General features: G+C 45.0%; 16 protein-coding genes. 5 read left to right on the top strand and 11 right to left on the bottom strand.

From position 1 onward, the window contains the following. Positions 1-2: 2 nt before the first annotated feature. The 5 genes from AC1DCV_RS14240 (at position 3) to AC1DCV_RS14220 (ending at position 4,757) form a co-directional block, all read left to right on the top strand. Positions 3-671, top strand: coding sequence for a succinate dehydrogenase cytochrome b subunit (locus AC1DCV_RS14240; protein ID WP_477023758.1), 669 nt, complete (start codon positions 3-5; stop codon positions 669-671). 6 nt (positions 672-677) lie between these two features. Beyond that, positions 678-2,588: a fumarate reductase/succinate dehydrogenase flavoprotein subunit gene (locus AC1DCV_RS14235; RefSeq protein ID WP_477023757.1), complete on the top strand. Its 1,911-nt coding sequence runs from the start codon at positions 678-680 to the stop codon at positions 2,586-2,588. Between the two features lie 15 nt (positions 2,589-2,603). Continuing rightward, positions 2,604-3,350, top strand: a complete 747-nt coding sequence (locus tag AC1DCV_RS14230; protein WP_477023756.1) for a succinate dehydrogenase/fumarate reductase iron-sulfur subunit — start codon at positions 2,604-2,606, stop codon at positions 3,348-3,350. Positions 3,351-3,563: 213 nt separating this feature from the next. Further along, positions 3,564-3,902 carry an IPT/TIG domain-containing protein gene (locus tag AC1DCV_RS14225; RefSeq protein ID WP_441578228.1) on the top strand — a complete coding sequence of 113 codons (339 nt, stop codon included), beginning with the start codon at positions 3,564-3,566 and terminating at the stop codon, positions 3,900-3,902. Between the two features lie 90 nt (positions 3,903-3,992). Further along, positions 3,993-4,757: an AraC family transcriptional regulator gene (locus AC1DCV_RS14220; RefSeq protein ID WP_477023755.1), complete on the top strand. Its 765-nt coding sequence runs from the start codon at positions 3,993-3,995 to the stop codon at positions 4,755-4,757. Positions 4,758-4,970: 213 nt separating this feature from the next. On the opposite strand, the gene AC1DCV_RS14215 is transcribed toward AC1DCV_RS14220, so the two are convergent. The 11 genes from AC1DCV_RS14215 to rlmD form a co-directional block, all read right to left on the bottom strand. Beyond that, entirely contained in the window at positions 4,971-6,380 is a 1,410-nt protein-coding gene (locus tag AC1DCV_RS14215; protein WP_477023754.1) for an META domain-containing protein, read from the bottom strand. A 109-nt stretch (positions 6,381-6,489) separates the two neighbouring features. After that, on the bottom strand, positions 6,490-7,395 hold the full coding sequence (locus AC1DCV_RS14210; RefSeq protein WP_477023753.1) for a hypothetical protein: 906 nt from the start codon (positions 7,393-7,395) through the stop codon (positions 6,490-6,492). Positions 7,396-7,411: 16 nt separating this feature from the next. After that, positions 7,412-8,032 carry an alpha-ketoglutarate-dependent dioxygenase AlkB family protein gene (locus AC1DCV_RS14205; RefSeq protein ID WP_477023752.1) on the bottom strand — a complete coding sequence of 207 codons (621 nt, stop codon included), beginning with the start codon at positions 8,030-8,032 and terminating at the stop codon, positions 7,412-7,414. Positions 8,033-8,073: 41 nt separating this feature from the next. Then, positions 8,074-8,715 (bottom strand): DNA-3-methyladenine glycosylase family protein, encoded by a 642-nt coding sequence (locus AC1DCV_RS14200; RefSeq protein WP_477023751.1) that lies wholly within the window; start codon positions 8,713-8,715, stop codon positions 8,074-8,076. Between the two features lie 60 nt (positions 8,716-8,775). Then, entirely contained in the window at positions 8,776-9,768 is a 993-nt protein-coding gene (locus tag AC1DCV_RS14195) for a M28 family peptidase (RefSeq protein ID WP_477023750.1), read from the bottom strand. A gap of 19 nt (positions 9,769-9,787) precedes the next feature. Continuing rightward, positions 9,788-11,287, bottom strand: a complete 1,500-nt coding sequence (cysS, locus tag AC1DCV_RS14190) for a cysteine--tRNA ligase (RefSeq protein WP_477023749.1) — start codon at positions 11,285-11,287, stop codon at positions 9,788-9,790. A gap of 160 nt (positions 11,288-11,447) precedes the next feature. After that, entirely contained in the window at positions 11,448-12,554 is a 1,107-nt protein-coding gene (locus AC1DCV_RS14185) for an endonuclease/exonuclease/phosphatase family protein (protein ID WP_477023748.1), read from the bottom strand. Positions 12,555-12,618: 64 nt separating this feature from the next. Continuing rightward, positions 12,619-13,542, bottom strand: coding sequence for an endonuclease/exonuclease/phosphatase family protein (locus tag AC1DCV_RS14180; protein ID WP_477023747.1), 924 nt, complete (start codon positions 13,540-13,542; stop codon positions 12,619-12,621). Between the two features lie 297 nt (positions 13,543-13,839). Continuing rightward, positions 13,840-14,772: a rhomboid family intramembrane serine protease gene (locus AC1DCV_RS14175; RefSeq protein ID WP_477023746.1), complete on the bottom strand. Its 933-nt coding sequence runs from the start codon at positions 14,770-14,772 to the stop codon at positions 13,840-13,842. Between the two features lie 47 nt (positions 14,773-14,819). Next, positions 14,820-15,647, bottom strand: coding sequence for a rhomboid family intramembrane serine protease (locus AC1DCV_RS14170; protein WP_477023745.1), 828 nt, complete (start codon positions 15,645-15,647; stop codon positions 14,820-14,822). 6 nt (positions 15,648-15,653) lie between these two features. Then, entirely contained in the window at positions 15,654-17,069 is a 1,416-nt protein-coding gene (rlmD, locus tag AC1DCV_RS14165) for a 23S rRNA (uracil(1939)-C(5))-methyltransferase RlmD (RefSeq protein WP_477023744.1), read from the bottom strand. Positions 17,070-17,112: the final 43 nt, after the last annotated feature.

Here is a 17,112-nt window from a genome sequence, read left to right as displayed (position 1 = left end):
TTATGGGTCAATGGAAGCAACAAACATTATCCAGGAAAAACTGGATGGCATTTACAGGGCTATTCCTCTGTCTTTACCTGGTGATCCACCTGTTGGGTAACCTGCAGTTATTTCTGCCGGCAGAAAGGGCGCATACGCAGTTTAACTTGTATTCACACATACTTTCCGGTAACATCATCATCCAGATTATTTCTTATATCCTCTTTGCCAGTATTATCGGTCATGTGGTATATGCGATTATTATTACGCTTACCAACTATCGGGCAAGAAAGGTAAAGTATCACTATGACCGCAGGGGGGTGGTGAGCAAGTGGTATAGTCGTAATATGGGATTGCTGGGCACTATCATTTTTATTTTCCTGGTGATCCATCTGAAGGATTTCTGGTACGTGTATAAATACGGACAGCTCCCGCTGGATGCCAATGGGCATAAGGATTTGTATATCCTGGTGGTGAGTGTATATAGTGAATTGTGGTATGTGGTGCTGTATGTGATTTGTATGATAGCACTGTGTTATCATCTGCTGCATGGCTTTTTCAGTGCTGCCAGAACGTTGGGGCTTTATCATCCGCGTTATGCGCGTTGGGTCAGAATAATTGGCTGGGTATACAGTATTGTCATCAGTGCAGGATTTGCGGCAATGCCCGTGTATGTTCATTTCTTAAAATAGTTGGTTATGCTGGACGCAAGAATACCGGACGGACCACTGGAGGAAAAGTGGAGTCGTTACAAAGCACATGCAAAGCTGGTGAATCCGGCCAACAGGAAGAAGCTGGAAGTAATAGTGATAGGAACGGGGCTGGCAGGCAGTTCTATCGCCGCTTCGCTGGGAGAGATGGGATATAGTGTGAAAAGTTTTTGCTTTCAGGATACGCCCCGGCGTGCGCATTCTGTGGCTGCGCAGGGAGGCGTGAATGCCTGTAAGAATTACAAAAATGATGGCGACAGTGTATACCGCATGTTTTATGATACCATTAAAGGCGGTGATTTTCGGGCCCGTGAGAGCAATGTATACCGGTTGGCAGAGTGCAGTGCCAACCTGATTGATCAGGCGGTGGCGCAGGGCGTGCCTTTCGGGCGCGAATATGGCGGCTATCTGAATAACCGTTCTTTTGGCGGGGTGCAGGTATCCCGAACTTTTTATGCACGGGGACAAACCGGGCAGCAGTTATTGTTAGGAGCGTACCAGGCGCTTATGCGACAGGTAGGCGCCGGCACAGTGCAGTTGTTTGCCCGTCATGAAATGCTGGATCTCGTAGTAATTGATGGCAAGGCCCAAGGGGTGATTGTGCGTAACATGGATACCGGTAAACTGGAGCGTCATGGTGCGCATGCAGTGGTACTGGCAACGGGCGGTTTCGGTAAAATATACTATTTGTCTACGCTGGCTATGGGCTGCAATGGTTCTGCCATCTGGCGCGCGCATAAAAGGGGCGCCTATATGGCCAACCCGAGCTGGACGCAGATTCATCCCACCAGTTTACCCCAATCCGGAGAATACCAGTCTAAGCTCACGCTGATGTCTGAATCATTACGGAATGATGGCCGCATCTGGGTGCCGAAAAACAAAGGAGAGGAGCGGGAGCCCAACCAGATACCCGAAGAAGAAAGGGACTATTATCTCGAACGAAAATATCCTGCCTTTGGTAATTTGTCTCCCCGTGATATTGCTTCCCGGGCAGCCAAAGAACGGATAGATGCCGGTTATGGTATCGGGGCACTAAAGAACGCGGTATACCTCGATTTTTCTAAAGCAATTAAAGATCAGGGAGAAGATAAGATCCGGACAAAGTACGGCAACCTGTTTCGCATGTACGAAAAAATTACCGGCGTAGATGCTTATAAAGAGCCGATGCGCATTTCTCCGGCAGCACATTTTTCAATGGGCGGATTGTGGGTAGATTATGAACTGATGACCACCATCCCCGGGTTGTTTGCTTTGGGAGAAGCCAATTTCGCTGACCATGGGGCTAATCGTCTAGGGGCCAATTCTCTCCTGCAGGCCAGTATTGACGGGTATTTTATTGCACCTTATACCATGGCTAATTACCTGGCAGATGAAATTAAAACAGGACCTATCGATATACGGCATGGCGCCTTTGCAGCAGCGGAAGAGCATGTGCAACTGCAATTAAAAATGCTAATGGGCATACAGGGCAATCTCAGCGCAGATTATTTTCATAAAACATTGGGCAGGATACTGTATGATAAATGTGGGTTAACCCGCTCCAGGGAAGGATTGGAAGCCGCTATCAAAGAGATCGCGGAGTTACGGGAAGATTTCTGGCAGCGTTTATATGTACCTGGTGGCTATGCGATTAATACAGAACTGGAAAAAGCAGGCAGGGTAGCAGACTACCTTGAATTGGGAGAGCTGATGTGTTATGATGCACTCACCCGGGAAGAGTCCTGTGGCGCACATTTCCGCGTAGAATATCAGACACCGGAAGGTGAGGCCATGCGCAATGATGCTGATTTCTCTTTTATATCTGCCTGGGAGTGGGAGGGTGCCGGTAAACCACCGCAGCTTCACAAGGAACCTTTGCATTTTGAGTTTGTAACACCTACAGTAAGAAGCTACAAATAACGTAAACTAACGGTTATGCGTATACGATTAAAAATTTGGCGGCAGGAAAACCAGGAAGATCCTGGAAAAATGGTGAGTTACACATTGGAAAATATTAATCCTCATATGTCATTCCTGGAGATGCTGGATACGCTCAACGAGCAGTTGTTGCAGGAAGGTACGCGCCCGGTGGAATTTGACCACGATTGCCGTGAAGGTATTTGCGGACAGTGCGGCGTAATGATTAATGGCCGAGCACATGGACCGTTACTGAATACTACTACTTGTCAGTTGCATATGCGCACGTTTAAAGATAACGAGGAGATTGTAATAGAGCCTTTTCGTGCAACTGCTTTTCCGGTGAAATGTGACCTGAAAGTAGATCGTTCTTCTTTTGACCGCGTGATACAATCAGGTGGTTTTATTTCGGTAAACACCGGACAGGCGCCGGAAGCCAATGGTATTCCGATTGGCTCTCCAATTGCCGAAGAGGCGTTTGATGCGGCCGCCTGTATTGGTTGTGGCGCCTGTGTGGCAGTATGCAAGAATTCGAGTGCGGCTTTATTTACCAGCGCGAAAATATCGCACTTAGTACTATTGCCACAAGGACAAATAGAGGCGCAAACAAGAGTAAGAAATATGGTAGATCAGATGGACAAAGAAGGCTTTGGTCACTGCAGTAATACGGAAGCCTGTGAAGCAGAATGTCCGCAACAAATTTCGGTGCTGCATATCGCCCGCATGAACTATGAGTATAACAAAGCACAGGTGCTGAAAAAGTAAAATTATTTCTTCATATACCCGTATACGTATTACTACTTATTTTAAAAATAAGTTAGGATACTTGTCTTTTTATTGAAATATAGGTTGTAAATTTGCGTCCGTTTGAATACCGAATATATACTGTTGCTGATAAGAGTTGCAATTGCAATGGTGTTAACCCCGGTGAATTATTTGTAACAGGGTTTGTGACCCCCCAAAAAAGAAAGAAATAAGATGAAACTTAGAATGTTTGTGGCAGCCATTGTGCTGTTGATAACAGCCATGACGGCTTGTTCCCCTAATCAAAAAGAAAATACCACTGAAGTAGTAACAGGAAATGCAGGTAATTTCCTCATTATCAAAGGCCATGGTTTTAGTGAAGACAAAAATCAGAATAAAGTGATCTTTGGAACGGTCCCTGCGCAGGTATTGCGTGCGGATGCAGACTACCTGTTGGTACAGGTTCCTGTGCAAAAAGTTGCTACGGTACCCGTAGTAGTAACCGTAGGAGAAAATATTTCCAACGCTATGCTGTTTGCATATCATCCTAAGCTGGTAGCTTCCAGCTTTTAAAAGAGTGTGAGTTAAATGTAATGGGTAGAGGTCTTTTAAGATCATCTACCCATTATGTTTTAAGTCGTATTTTTTTCCTACACTTGCTGTATGTATAAGGAGATCCGACCTCATCATTTATTAGCTGATTATGTAGATGCCTACTGGGTAAGCGCCGTTACGCAGTTCAGCCAGCAGCGCATTCTGCCGGATACCTGTGCGGATATTATATTCAATATCAGTGAGGACATTATTCCTATTGATAATGGAGATTTGATAGCGCCTAATACTGCTTTTGTGGTAGGTACGATGACCGCTTTTCAGGATGCAGAGATGTCGGCAAATACACGCATGCTGGGCATACGTTTTCATCCCGGTGGCCTGAATGCTTTTACGGGACTACCGTTGCAGCTAATTACAGATGGGCAGTTGTCATTAAAAGAAATAGCTGCCAACTGGCATACTATGCTGGAACCTTTACTGGAAAAGGAAAACTCTCTCTCAGGAAAAATAAATTCTCTGGAAAAATTCCTGTTGCAACGTTTACCGGTACGCAATATACAGGCAGGTAAAATACAACATAGCATATCATTGATCCGGCAGTCGCAAGGAGGAGTACCCGTTGCAACACTTGCTGCACAGGCATTTATGAGTATCCGCAATTTTGAACGATGCTTTTTACAGGTGACCGGTGTGTCCCCTAAAAAATTCTCCCGTATTGTTCGTTTTATAGAAATAAAGCAACAACTGAAAACAAATGCGCCTACTCTTTTGTTATCACTGGCACTCGATAATGGCTTTTATGATCACGCACATTTAACGCGTGAATTCAAAGCATTTTCCGGAGATAGTCCCACGATATATCTGCAGCGGTGACGGTATTTACACCAGACAGAGGCAGGGCGATTATGTCGTGCTTTCAGTGTAAAGAGAATACTCTTATAAACTAACCGGCACAAAGCCCGGCAGGGGAAATGACGGGCTTATTAATCATAAAAAGCTATCGCAGATAGTGATCAGTAAGAGGTGCATTTCCACCTCGTTGATCTTTATCTGCGATAGCTTTTTTATGGTATAGTGTAGCTGAGTTTATTTATCCTGCATACCAAACATTACTATAATCTTCCCGTCTTTATACAGGTTCAGTGTTTGGTCTGCTACATCATACCGATAAGTATTTGCGCTGATCAATTTAAGGAATTCTGCTTCCCGGCGCATCACATCTGCATCAGGGCAGGCCATGCGGGTGCTGATACCCTGGGTGAATTTAATCTGATCTTTGGTAGCGCTGTAGCCGCCGGAGATATTGTTACAACCTCCTTTACCATGAAAACGCTTTTTATCAGTATCAAATTCCACCCAGATGCCGGAGTTAGATAAAGTATTACCATTCAGTTGGATCATATTCCATTTTTTGCTGCCAATGAAAGCCCACTGCCTGGCATCAGGAGAGCCGCTTTCTTTCGCTTCCATGGTGAATTGCAGGGTGAGTTTATCATTTTCATACAGGTTTACCGTTTCTCCTGTTACTGTATAGGTGAAAGTATGTCCACCTAATTGTTGCAGGAATCCTGCTTCCCGGCGCATCACATCGGCATCAGGGCAAGCCATGCGTGTACTGACGGCTTGTGTAAAAGTAATTTTGTTGCCGGTAGTGGTGTATCCGCCGGAGATGCTGTTGCAACCGCCTTTTCCGTGGAAGCGTTTTTTGGCGGCATCTAATTCAATCCATACGCCGGAGTTGCTGATAGTACCTTCGTTCATTTGCGTCAGCGTCCATTTCTTGCCGGTAATACCGGTAGTGTTGCCGGAGTTAGCATCTTTATTCTGTAGCGTGAATTGCAGTACTGTTTTGCCATTTTGGATCAGGTTAACGGTTGTTCCTACTACTTCATATTTAAAGGTCTGATCGCCCAGATGCTGTGTAAAAGAGCCTTCACGTTGCATTACATTATTATCGGCGCAAGCCATGAGCGTGCTGGCTACTTTACTGAAAGTAATGTTGTTGCCGGCAATAGTATAGCTTCCCATCATGCCATTGCAGCCACCATTACCATGCATACGCTTTTTGCTGGCATCCAGGTCTATCCAGGTTTTGCCATCGGAGATATCGGTATCGTCCATTTTCACCAATACCCATTTTTTGCCGGTAATGGCGGCGGACTGACTACTGTTTCCGATTCTTTTTTTCTCCAATACTTTGGTTAATGTGTATTTAATAGAAGAGCCGTCTGCCGGTGGGTTCTTAACCTGGGTGATTCTTACTTTGAGTTTGTAGCGATAGCCAGGTGTATATTTAAAGCCATTGATATTGGTGAATAAATTGGACCAGTCAGCATCATTAACGCCTTTTATTTGCAAACACTCCATAGGCGCCACTCCCGTACAGGGTTCCTTGGATTCTTTAACATAGATCACCTGTGTTTTGGCAGGTTGTTGCTTGTTTTGGACGGGGACCATGAAAGTGGTCGCGAGGGTGATTGCTAATTCGAATAACATAAAATATAGATTTTAATAAATAACAACAAAAGGAACGATCAGGTTTTATCTTTTGTTACAACTTCCTATATTTTTCAAAAACGCTGCCAGACTCACTTTGAAGGCCGTTCTATTCGCTGGAGCAGCCATGGTAGGCTGTTTTATTTGTTTTGCCAATGCCATTTATGATGGATTCATAATAAGCCAGCTTATCTTTTCCGGGCAGCGCAATAACGGTAACGTCATTTGCTGTTAACAAATCGAGCTTGCATTTGGAGGCGGCTACATACTCTTCCGGGATGTAATAAAATATTTTGTTGTGCACCGGCACATTTTTATGGTGGAATTTCTGCCTGGCCCTGTAAGTCAGGAGCCACCACAGATCAGTTTCTACAAAGTCGAGCGACAATCCGAAGATGTGGATATCATCCGTAAAAAAGAGATCAATCCATGAGTGGAAGTATACTTCTTTGAAATGTATACGCCGCAATAGAGATTTCTTAGGTACTTCTTTGGAAGTATACACGGTGCCGCTGACTACATAATTGCGCATCATCTGTAACTGTCCGCCATAGTGCTCAAAGCCAAGATTGATGCTCATCGGATTCAAACAGTCGCCATGAATATGCCAGTAATTGGTATCTCCGACTTTATACTTTCTGAAAATGCTGTAAAACTTTTCGTTGATAAGACTCGTGTTTTCCAGCGGAGTACTGCCTTCCAGCGTAAATTCATAGTTCGTGGTAAGGATATGTGCCGGCTTCAGTGCTCTGATGGCGCTGTGTATGGGATTACTTTTTATCTCGGCGGCTTTGATAGCGATAAATGATTTGAGGTCTTTCTCACGGATTTTGTGGTTTTTACTGGCGGTTAAAAATATTTCTTCATACAGCAAAGGGAAAGGCTTTTTATCATCCAGTTCTATGCAGTCGCCTGCATGACAGAAGGTGATAATATCCTGCAGCAGGTCCTTCCAGCTTTGGCCGCGGGAAATGTTGTTAATGTCATTTCCAATTAATAAAACATGGTTTTTCATAAGATACATTCGGTTTTTAGGGGTGGATAAATCGGAAGGTGAGGTTAATTCTTCCGGTAGATACTTTAGATGTTTTAGGGACCTGGTGTTCCCAATATTCCTGCAACATACCTTTCATAATAAGCAGGGATCCGTGTTGTAGCGGCAACTCATATTTTCGCTGATGGTCACTTTTATATCGCAGCAGAAACCGCCTGGTGGCACCAAAGTTGACAGAGGCGATTACCGGCTGAGGACCCAGCTCGGGCTCATCGTCCGCATGCCAGCCCATAGAGTCGTTTCCGTTACGGTAAAGGTTCAGCAATACACTATTAAAGGCATGGCCACTAACCGGCGTAATACGGTCGCGTATCTGCAACAATGAAGGCGTCCAGCTTTCCGGGGAGAAGGTATTGCCGGAGAACCGGTAGGGAGTGGAGGCATCACCGTGCCAGGCCATTAAGCGGGGAAATAACACCTGCTTACCATACATCGTCATAGATTCCTGTTTCCAGGCAATGGTGTCGGTTAATTTTTGCATGAAATGATCGCTCTCCACAGTAGTAAAAAACTGCGGATAATAGACCAGCTCTCCATTCAGTAATGAAATCCTGGTAGCTGCATCCTGATCATCGAAGAAACTTCCCTGCACATTCATACTACAAATTTAGGAAGATGCTACGCAGTGTATATGTGGTGTTATTTATCTGGTGTATTATCTTTCCAGGACCACAAATAACGGCAGGCATGTGTACGGTAAGGGGACCATTTATCAGAGATTTTACGTAGCTGATCCCGGAAGGCTTTCTTATCTTCCCGGTCCAGCTTGTACAGCTTGATCATGGCCTGCTGCAGCCCCCAGTCATCCATGGCAAATATATCGTCGCGGCACAGGTAAAACATCAGTAGCATTTCTACGGTCCAGCGGCCTACACCCTTGATTTGTGTGAGATAGGTAATGACTTCTTCATCTCCCATCTTTTTCAGTTTACTATCGGTCAGCTTTTCAGCAATCACAAAGGCGGCTACATTGTGTACATAGGTCACCTTGGCGTTGGATAAACCAATGCCCCGGAGCGTTACAGCGGGGGTATCCAGTATTTGCTTTGCGGTAGGCTCCTTTCGGCCGTAAAGGTCCAGGAAACGGGAGTAAATAACATCTGCTACCTTGGTAGATAGCTGCTGACTCATAATAGAGCCGATCAGTTTCAGGCAGATATTTTTTCCTATGGTCAGCTCCGTTAGCGGGCCGCCGATAATTTTCTGCAGCTTCTTATCCTTGCTGAGATGTATCTGATAGTGCACCGGCTTAGCTTCCGGAGTGCCTGCTGATCTGGGCATAACCTGTTTTTTTAGTCAATACATCACATCATCCTTCACCCCGGAATACCAGTTACCTGATTAGTAATTGAATGGCTGCGTATAGATCACCTGCAGCAGGGTTTGACCCACAGACTGCAACGTTTTTTTGTCTATCACATCCATATTGTCGTTCTGCGTATGCCAGTGCGGAGCAAAGTCGTTATTGGCCTGCAATGCAATGATGTCGAATGTAGGAATATTGGCGATCGTATTCACCGCTATATGGTCATCTGTAATATAAGCACCGTTGTTTTCATAACGGAACTTATCGGAGTAGCCGAGTTTGTTGGCTACGTCCCAGAACATTTTCATCTGTGCAGCAGCATATTGTTTGGAAGATCCTTCCATGTAAAACTGGGTGCCACGGCCGCCTACCATATCCAGCAGGATACCGTAATTAGCTTTATAGCCTGGTACATGCGGGTTCTTAGCCCAGTGCTGGGTACCCAGACAAAAAGAGTTTTCGTCACTTTTGGCACCATAATCTTCCACATCTACCAGCAGGATATCTACACCTGCTTCCGGCTTCTGGAGATGAAACTGCCGGGCTACTTCCATCAGTACAGCTACGCCACTGGCCCCATCATCTGCGCCATCCAGCTTCTTTGTTTTATCAAAAGCATCTTCATCTGCCCATGGGCGGGTATCCCAGTGTGCCAGCAGCAGTATACGCTGTTTGGCTGCCGGGTTAAAGCTGGCAATGATATTAATACAAGGCAATTTTTCATTCTTAGGGCCGGTTACAGTAGTACGTTGTACGTATACGGTATCCGCCCACGGCCGCAGACTGCCGATCAACCAGTTAGCGCATTTTTCCTGAGCTGGTGTATTGGGTATTCTGGGTCCAAAACTCACCTGTTTGGCAGTGTAAGCATACGCTGAATCTGCCTGGAAAACGGGTACAGGTACATCCAGTTTGGCTACTTTACTGGCGCCTGTACTGTCGTTGGTGTTTTCTGTTGTCTGGCCATTCTGCTGACAGGCGCCGGCCAGTATGGCCAGCGCAGTCAGCGTAATAAGAGCTTTACGCATTATCTTCGGAAATATTTAGTTATTGAAGACTGTAAGAAACAGACCCGTCTTTCTCATCTTTCAGCTGAACGCCGATAGATAATAATTCATTACGGATTTTGTCGGAAGCAGCATAGTCCTTACGGCTCTTCGCTTCCTTACGCATTTCAATCAGCATCTGTAATACCCCATCCAGTTTGTTGTCTTCTCCGGTGATAGTTTCCTGTTGAATACCCAGAATGTCTACCAGGTAGGTTTTCCATGTTTGCTGTAACAGGACGAAAGTATCTTCACTGATCTCGTGCATTTTTATCTGCCCGCCTTTCAGGGAATTGATCACTGGTGTAAGTTCAAACAGATTAGCCAGTATTTTAGCGGTGTTGAAATCATCGTTCATGAACTCAGGGCATTCCTGGCACCAGGTACGTACCTGTTTGTCCAGCTCTTCATTAATACCCTGACCATTGCTGCTGGTATAAGTTAACTTCTGCAATGTTTCATAAGCAGCCCATAAACGTTGTAATCCTTTTTCTGCGGCCTGCAGGGCTTCATTAGAGAAGTCCAGGGTACCACGGTAATGCGTTTGCAACACAAAGAAACGGATGGTCATCGGGCTATAAGCTTTATCCAGTTGAGGATTGCTGCCGGTGAACATTTCCGTGAGCTTAATGGTGTTGTTGTAAGCCTTACCCATTTTGCGGCCGTTAATGGTGATCATATTATTGTGCATCCAGTAGCGGGCCATCATCTCTCCATGTACTACTTCACTCTGTGCAATTTCACATTCGTGATGAGGAAACTGAAGGTCCATCCCACCACCATGGATATCGAATTGGCCACCCAGGTATTTGGCGCTCATAGCAGAGCACTCAATATGCCAGCCGGGAAATCCTTCACCCCATGGACTTGGCCAGCGCATCAAATGTTCTGGCGGCGCCTTTTTCCAGAGGGCAAAATCTGCTTTGTTGTGTTTATCATCCTGGCCTTCCAGTTCCCTGGTGGTTTCGAGCATATCTTCCAGTATACGACCACTCAGAATGCCGTAGTCGTAGTTGGCGGCATATTTTTTCACATCAAAGTATACGCTGCCGTCTACTTCGTAGGCATATCCTTTTTCAATGATCGTTTTGATCATTTCTATCTGCTCAATAATATGACCGGTAGCCGTAGGTTCTATACTAGGTTCCAGGCAGCCGAATTGCAGCATGGCCCAGTGGTACAGGTTAGTGTACTTCTGCACCAGCTCCATAGGTTCGAGCTTTTCCAGTACGGCAAACTTTGAAATCTTATCTTCTGCTGCGCGGCCTTCTTCTTCAAAGTGGCCGGCATCGGTGATATTACGTACATAACGCACTTTGTAGCCCAGGTGCTTTAAATAGCGGAATACTACATCAAATGTAATATAAGGGCGTGCGTGTCCCAGGTGTGATTCGCCGGATACGGTGGGTCCGCACACATACATGCCTACATGGCCGGGGTGTAATGGTGTAAATACTTCTTTTTGTCGATGTAATGAATTGTATATCCTGAGTTCTGACATATGCTGTAAATGACAGATGTCATCCGGTTGAACCGGGGCCTGACATCTTATTTTTTATTGGTGGATGGCAAAGATAAAAATTGTTTTCCGGGTACGATAAAACTACCGGAACAACATCGGTCTGCCATACAAATATTATACATTTTCATAATGGTTACAGTTATTTATTTACTTCTACTTCCGTTTTTCCGCTGCCCATTAAACTCAGATTGGCAATTACAGGATAATGATCAGACAGGTCAGAAATGATTTTCTGGAAGCTGTTTACCTTAAAATGATTGCTCGCAAAAACATAATCAATACGTAATGTCGGCGCCAGCCCTGTAAAAGTACGTCCTATTCCTAAACCTTTTTGCAGAAAAGCATCCTGCAAACCTCCTTTAATGGTGAAGTAGGTATAAGAGGCCGGCGTATCGTTGAAATCACCACATACAATGACAGGGTAGGGGCTTTGCCGGATAAAATCACCTACAATATCGGCCTGTTGACTGCGGCGGATATACGCCTCCCGCATTTTTTGTATGATGCTTTTGGTGGCTTTCAACCCGGTATCTTCCTGGTTTTTGATTTTCTGAATAGCCGAATAATCTTTTTTATCAAACCGGTATGACTCCAGGTGCATATTAATGACCCTGATGGTATCATCCCCTTTCTGAATATCTGCATAGATAAGGCTTTCGCTTCTAGGTCCCACGCTCATCTTCACTTTGTCGGAAGCAATAATAGGGAAACGCGAATAAATAATCGACCCCCAGTGTTGCATGCCATCGCGGTTAAAATCGCTGGAAAAGTAACGATAGGGCAATGTCATCTCCCTGGAAATATCCTCGCGGTTGTTGAAATCATTCTTTTTTTCAGAGGTATAAAAATCCTGGAAGCAGACAATGTCCAGCTCCTGTTTTTTAATCATGGCAAACATCGCCTGCCGGTTGTATTTACTGTCCTTTTCCCGGTATAGGCCAAACTGGCTCACATTGTAGCTCATAATTGTGAGCGTGCTATCACTCTTCACCGCTTTATTGCCGGAAGGCATGTGAAAGGCCACAAAAGCGCTGATAGATTTCCAACCCAGCAACAGGGCGATCAGTGATAATAAGGCATAGCGATAATTAAAAAATAACCATCCAATAAGGAATATTATCAACACCCCCAGTAAAAACGGGAACGCCAGTGTAATAAAGCTAATGGGCCAAAACCACGCCGGTGAAATATATGGCGCCATACAGGCTGCCAGGAAAAGTAATACCACGGCGAAGTTGATGATCAAAAAAAATCCTTTCGTAAATAGTCTTAAAAATCGCACCGCGTCATACTTTGTTGAAGTACTAAAGTTAGTGTTTTTTCAACGACAGACAGGCCATAACCGGGAAATGGTCTGAAGGACAGGTAGGGAAAACCTGGCCACCGTGAATACGGAAGGATGGCTGCGTCAGCACATAATCTATCCGCAGGGAAGGCGACAAAAAGGAGAGGGTGCGCCCCCAGCCACTGCCGGTTTCCAGGAAAACATCCTGCAAATTCCTGCTCACCGTTTTATAGGTAAATGATACCGGGGTATCATTGAAGTCGCCGCAAACTATCGCAGGATAGGGACTTTCAGCTACCAATGCGGCCAGCTGTAGTGCCTGCGCGGATCTTTTCTGAAAAGTGGACCGCATTTTATAAACCAGGCCAACGCCACCGGGCGCCTTCATGTTATCATAATCCTCACCCTTAAACATATACGAAGTCAGGTGCACCGAAAATACCCTGATCGTATCTCCCTGTAATACAAGATCCGCCTGCAAAAAAGAACTGCCGCTACCCATTTTGCTCTCTCCGCAGGGAATAGCAGCAGCTGCTGCGATCGGATAACGCGAAAACAGGGCAATACCATAAAACCAGGTGTCCCACTGTGTTTTATCACAGGTGAAAAAATGATGGGAGTATTGGCATCTCTGCATCAAACTATCAATATGATGTTCTTTATCCGGCTTGTCGTTACTGTAAAATTCCTGCATACACAAAATGTCCGGGTTATTTTTACTAACCACATTATAAATAGCGGCTTCTTTGTCTTTATCCGTTTTATATGCCATTAGTCCCATACTGCTGGTGTTATAGGTCATGAGCGTAAACTCCCGGCTGTTGGGTTGTTTGACAATATTATTTTTAGGAAAGATATGAACGCCCCAGGTGACCAGGGCTGCGGGGATACAACATAATACTGCAATACTGCACAACAGCAGCTGTTTTTTGCGTTTATACCACCACAAAACAGGAATTAAAAGAAGACAAACGGGAAAGAGAAGGGGAAAGAAGAAGCCAGAAAATCCGGTGATCCAGTATTTACCTGGATTAAGGTGAGATAGATATGTACTCAGCAGAAGGCCTACAGCGAGCATTGTACTGCCCCAAAGCAAAATCCGGAGGAAAATTTTATGTAGCATAGGGTTACAGGCAATTGCGAATTGCTGGAATCAAATTACAAATTAATGGGGACACATCAGCGAATAAACTCCGCTAATGTGTCCCCATTTATCGTAAAGCTTAATTTTTAATTTGTAATGCTTTTATTCTGTTCGGCTTGCCCTGAGTAAAGTATCCCTTTCGTCCGGGGAGAGGGAAGACAGGCCGTTTTCATTTATCTTATCAAGAATTTCATTCAATCGTTGCTCCGGTACTTTGCCGATGCGTCTGAAAGGTTGTTGCTCGGTATCTGATGGACTATTCTTTTTTTTAAAATCATCCGGGTTGATCTGCTGGGAAGCCGGATGGAAAACATGTGTCAGTTTAAACGTAAGTCTGTTGAAGCCCGATCCCCAGTCGTTGCCTTTTTTCCACTGGGTCATATAGATCCAGCCGGCAAATGCGCCACCCGCCAGCACCGGAATGTAGGTATAACCATAGGTAGAAGAGGCCAGCAGTGACCCCACAGAAAGTACGACAAACAGCAGGGTAATGACCCAAAGGGAAACACCGCCTGCCAGCAACGGGAAAATGCGGTAACGTGGAGCAATGGCTGTAACACCAACGGCTATCGCCATGATGCTGCCCGCTGCTCCCAGCCAGTATTCAGTACCGTTGAGTACATGAAAAGACGGTATAAACTGCATGGCGGCTACATAAAAGAGATTACCACAGATACCTCCGAAAAGATATAAAGGTAAAATCCGCTGATAGCCGGCCAGGTGTTGCATAAAGGTGCCAAAGCACCACAACCACACCATATTGGTAAATACCTGCCAGACACTGATATGTGTAAACAGAGAGGTGACCAGCGTCCACGGACGCATTAATAATTTTGCCGGATCTGCGGGAAGCCTCAGCCAGGTCATGATGTCCTGGTGAAATCTTGGTTCCCCTACGTCTTCCATCTTGTAAATAACAAGAGTGAAGAGCAGGAAAATAAAAATGGTAAGATTAACGACCAACAATTGTGTCACCATATTTCTTCCTTCTCCTAAAGAGAGGCGGGGTAATTTCTCCTTTTCCAACGCATGCATGGTACATATATTTTTCAATACAAAAATACGTCATTAATACAGTTGTATTAATAAAAATCTGTTCGCCTCTTCGTCCACCCCCGGAGCAATAAGTACGCAAAGAGTGCGCCACCCAAATGCGCAAAGTGTGCTACATTATCACCGGGATTATTCTGGATACCAGACCATATTTCTCCGATAATCATGAAGCCTACCAGATATTTGGCCTTTACCGGAAACATCGCCCAGATGTACAGTTCTCTGTTGGGAAACAGCAGGCCAAAAGCCAGGAGTATGCCATATACCGCCCCGGATGCGCCAACAGTAGGAATATTCTGATAATAACGTACATAATCCTGTACATATATTTTAGCGATGTCTATAGCCCGAGGATCACCGGCGGCAATTGCATTTTTCAGCCCCTCCATATTAAAGTTAGCCACACTGCCCAGGTCAAATTTGTTGTCCAACGGCACAAAATTACTAAAGGTGGGGTCATTTAAAAAAGCCTGCGCATACCTGGACAGATTGATATTCTCATAAGTAAGTACACCCATATAACATAAGGCTGCACCTAATCCGCAGATCATGTAAAAGATCAGGAAACGCTTGGGCCCCCACAGGTTTTCCAGCGTAGCCCCAAATACCCAAAGGGTAAACATGTTGAAGAGCACATGCGTAAAGTGTCTGGGGTCGTGCATGAACAGATGCGTAATGAACTGATGTGGCTTAAAAAGCGCAGAGCCCCAGTAATGCAGGGCAAATAAACGACTCAAATCATAATCAAATCTGTTCAGCAGCGTAATCTGCACTAACCAAACCAAACCATTAATGATCATCAGATTTTTGATGACCATCGGTAGGAACTGAAATTTTCCGGGCCTGTACTCGTTCATTGTTGCTTAGTTATTAGCTCTTTTTTTCAACAGCACCACATTTTCAATGTGATGTGTGTGTGGAAACATATCTACTGGCTGTACCTTTTCCACTGTATAGAGTGTATCCAGCAATGCCAGATCCCTGGCTTGTGTAGCCGGATTACAGCTAACATATACAATTTTAGGCGCTGCAATTTCAAGCAGCTTGTTCACCAGCTTTTCGTGCATGCCTGCCCGTGGTGGATCCGTAATAATTACATCCGGTTGTCCATGATGTGCAAAAAATGCATCATCACAAATATCCACTACATCGCCTGCAAAAAACTCGGCATTGTCTACATTATTTCTTGCAGCATTCTCCTTCGCATCATCTATCGCTTCTTTGATCAACTCAATACCCACTACCTTACGGGCGTTGCGTGATACAAAGATGCCGATACTGCCTGTACCGCAATATAAATCGTATACTATTTCAGATCCTGTTAACCCGGCAAAATCCCGTGTTACCTTGTACAATACTTCCCCCTGGTAGGTATTGGTCTGGAAAAAAGATTTAGGACCTATCTTAAAAACAAAATCTTCCAGTTTCTCTTCTGCATACCCTTTCCCAAAATATACCTTCGGCTCCAGGTCAAAAATGGTATCATTTCCCTTGGAGTTAATGGTATACAGCAACGTAGTAATAGCCGGAACTGTTTTCAGTAAATGATCCAGTAAAGCAATCCGGTTAGGCTTGTCTTCATGACGGATGACCAGGTTCACCATAATCTCCCCGGTGGTACAAAGACGGATCACCAGGTTACGCAGCCAGCCTTGCTGGGCACGGATATCGTAAAACGGCAGTTCATGTGCAACAGCATATTCACGGATGGTATTACGGATCAGGTTTACCGGCTCCTGCATGAGATAGCAGGTATCTATATTCTGGACTTTGTCAAACAATTTGGGTACATGGAAGCCCAGTGCGGGTCTTACAGGTATTTCTCCATCATTCGCCTTTATTTCCTCGTTGGTAAGGTAAGCCTTGTTACTGAAGGTAAACTCCAGCTTGTTACGGTAATGCTCCGTATGCACCCCACCCAGGATAGGCTCCATTGGTGGCAATGTCAACTTCCCAATACGCTGCAGATGGTCTGCCACCTGCTGCTGTTTGTACTCCAGTTGCTGAGCGTAAGGCAGCATCTGCCACTTACAACCACCACAAGTACCAAAATGCTGGCAAAAAGGAGTCACCCTCTTGTCAGAATAACTGTGAAAGTGGACCACTTTCCCTTCTGCCCAGTCTTTTTTGTTTTTACTAAGACGAACATCCACTACGTCACCAGGCACCACACCGCCTTCAATAAATATAACTTTCCCGTCTTGACGGGCCAGGGCTTTACCCTCTGCCGCATAGGCAGTAACAGGTACATTTTCTAAAACAACGTTTTTTTTCCTCACGGCTGCAAAGGTAATTGGAAATGCTGAATCCTACGCCGTAATT

The sequence above is a fragment of the Chitinophaga sp. 10T418 genome, assembly GCF_056394125.1.
Note: the sequence above shows the minus strand (reverse complement) of the source record. Positions and strands in the feature narration are given on the sequence as shown.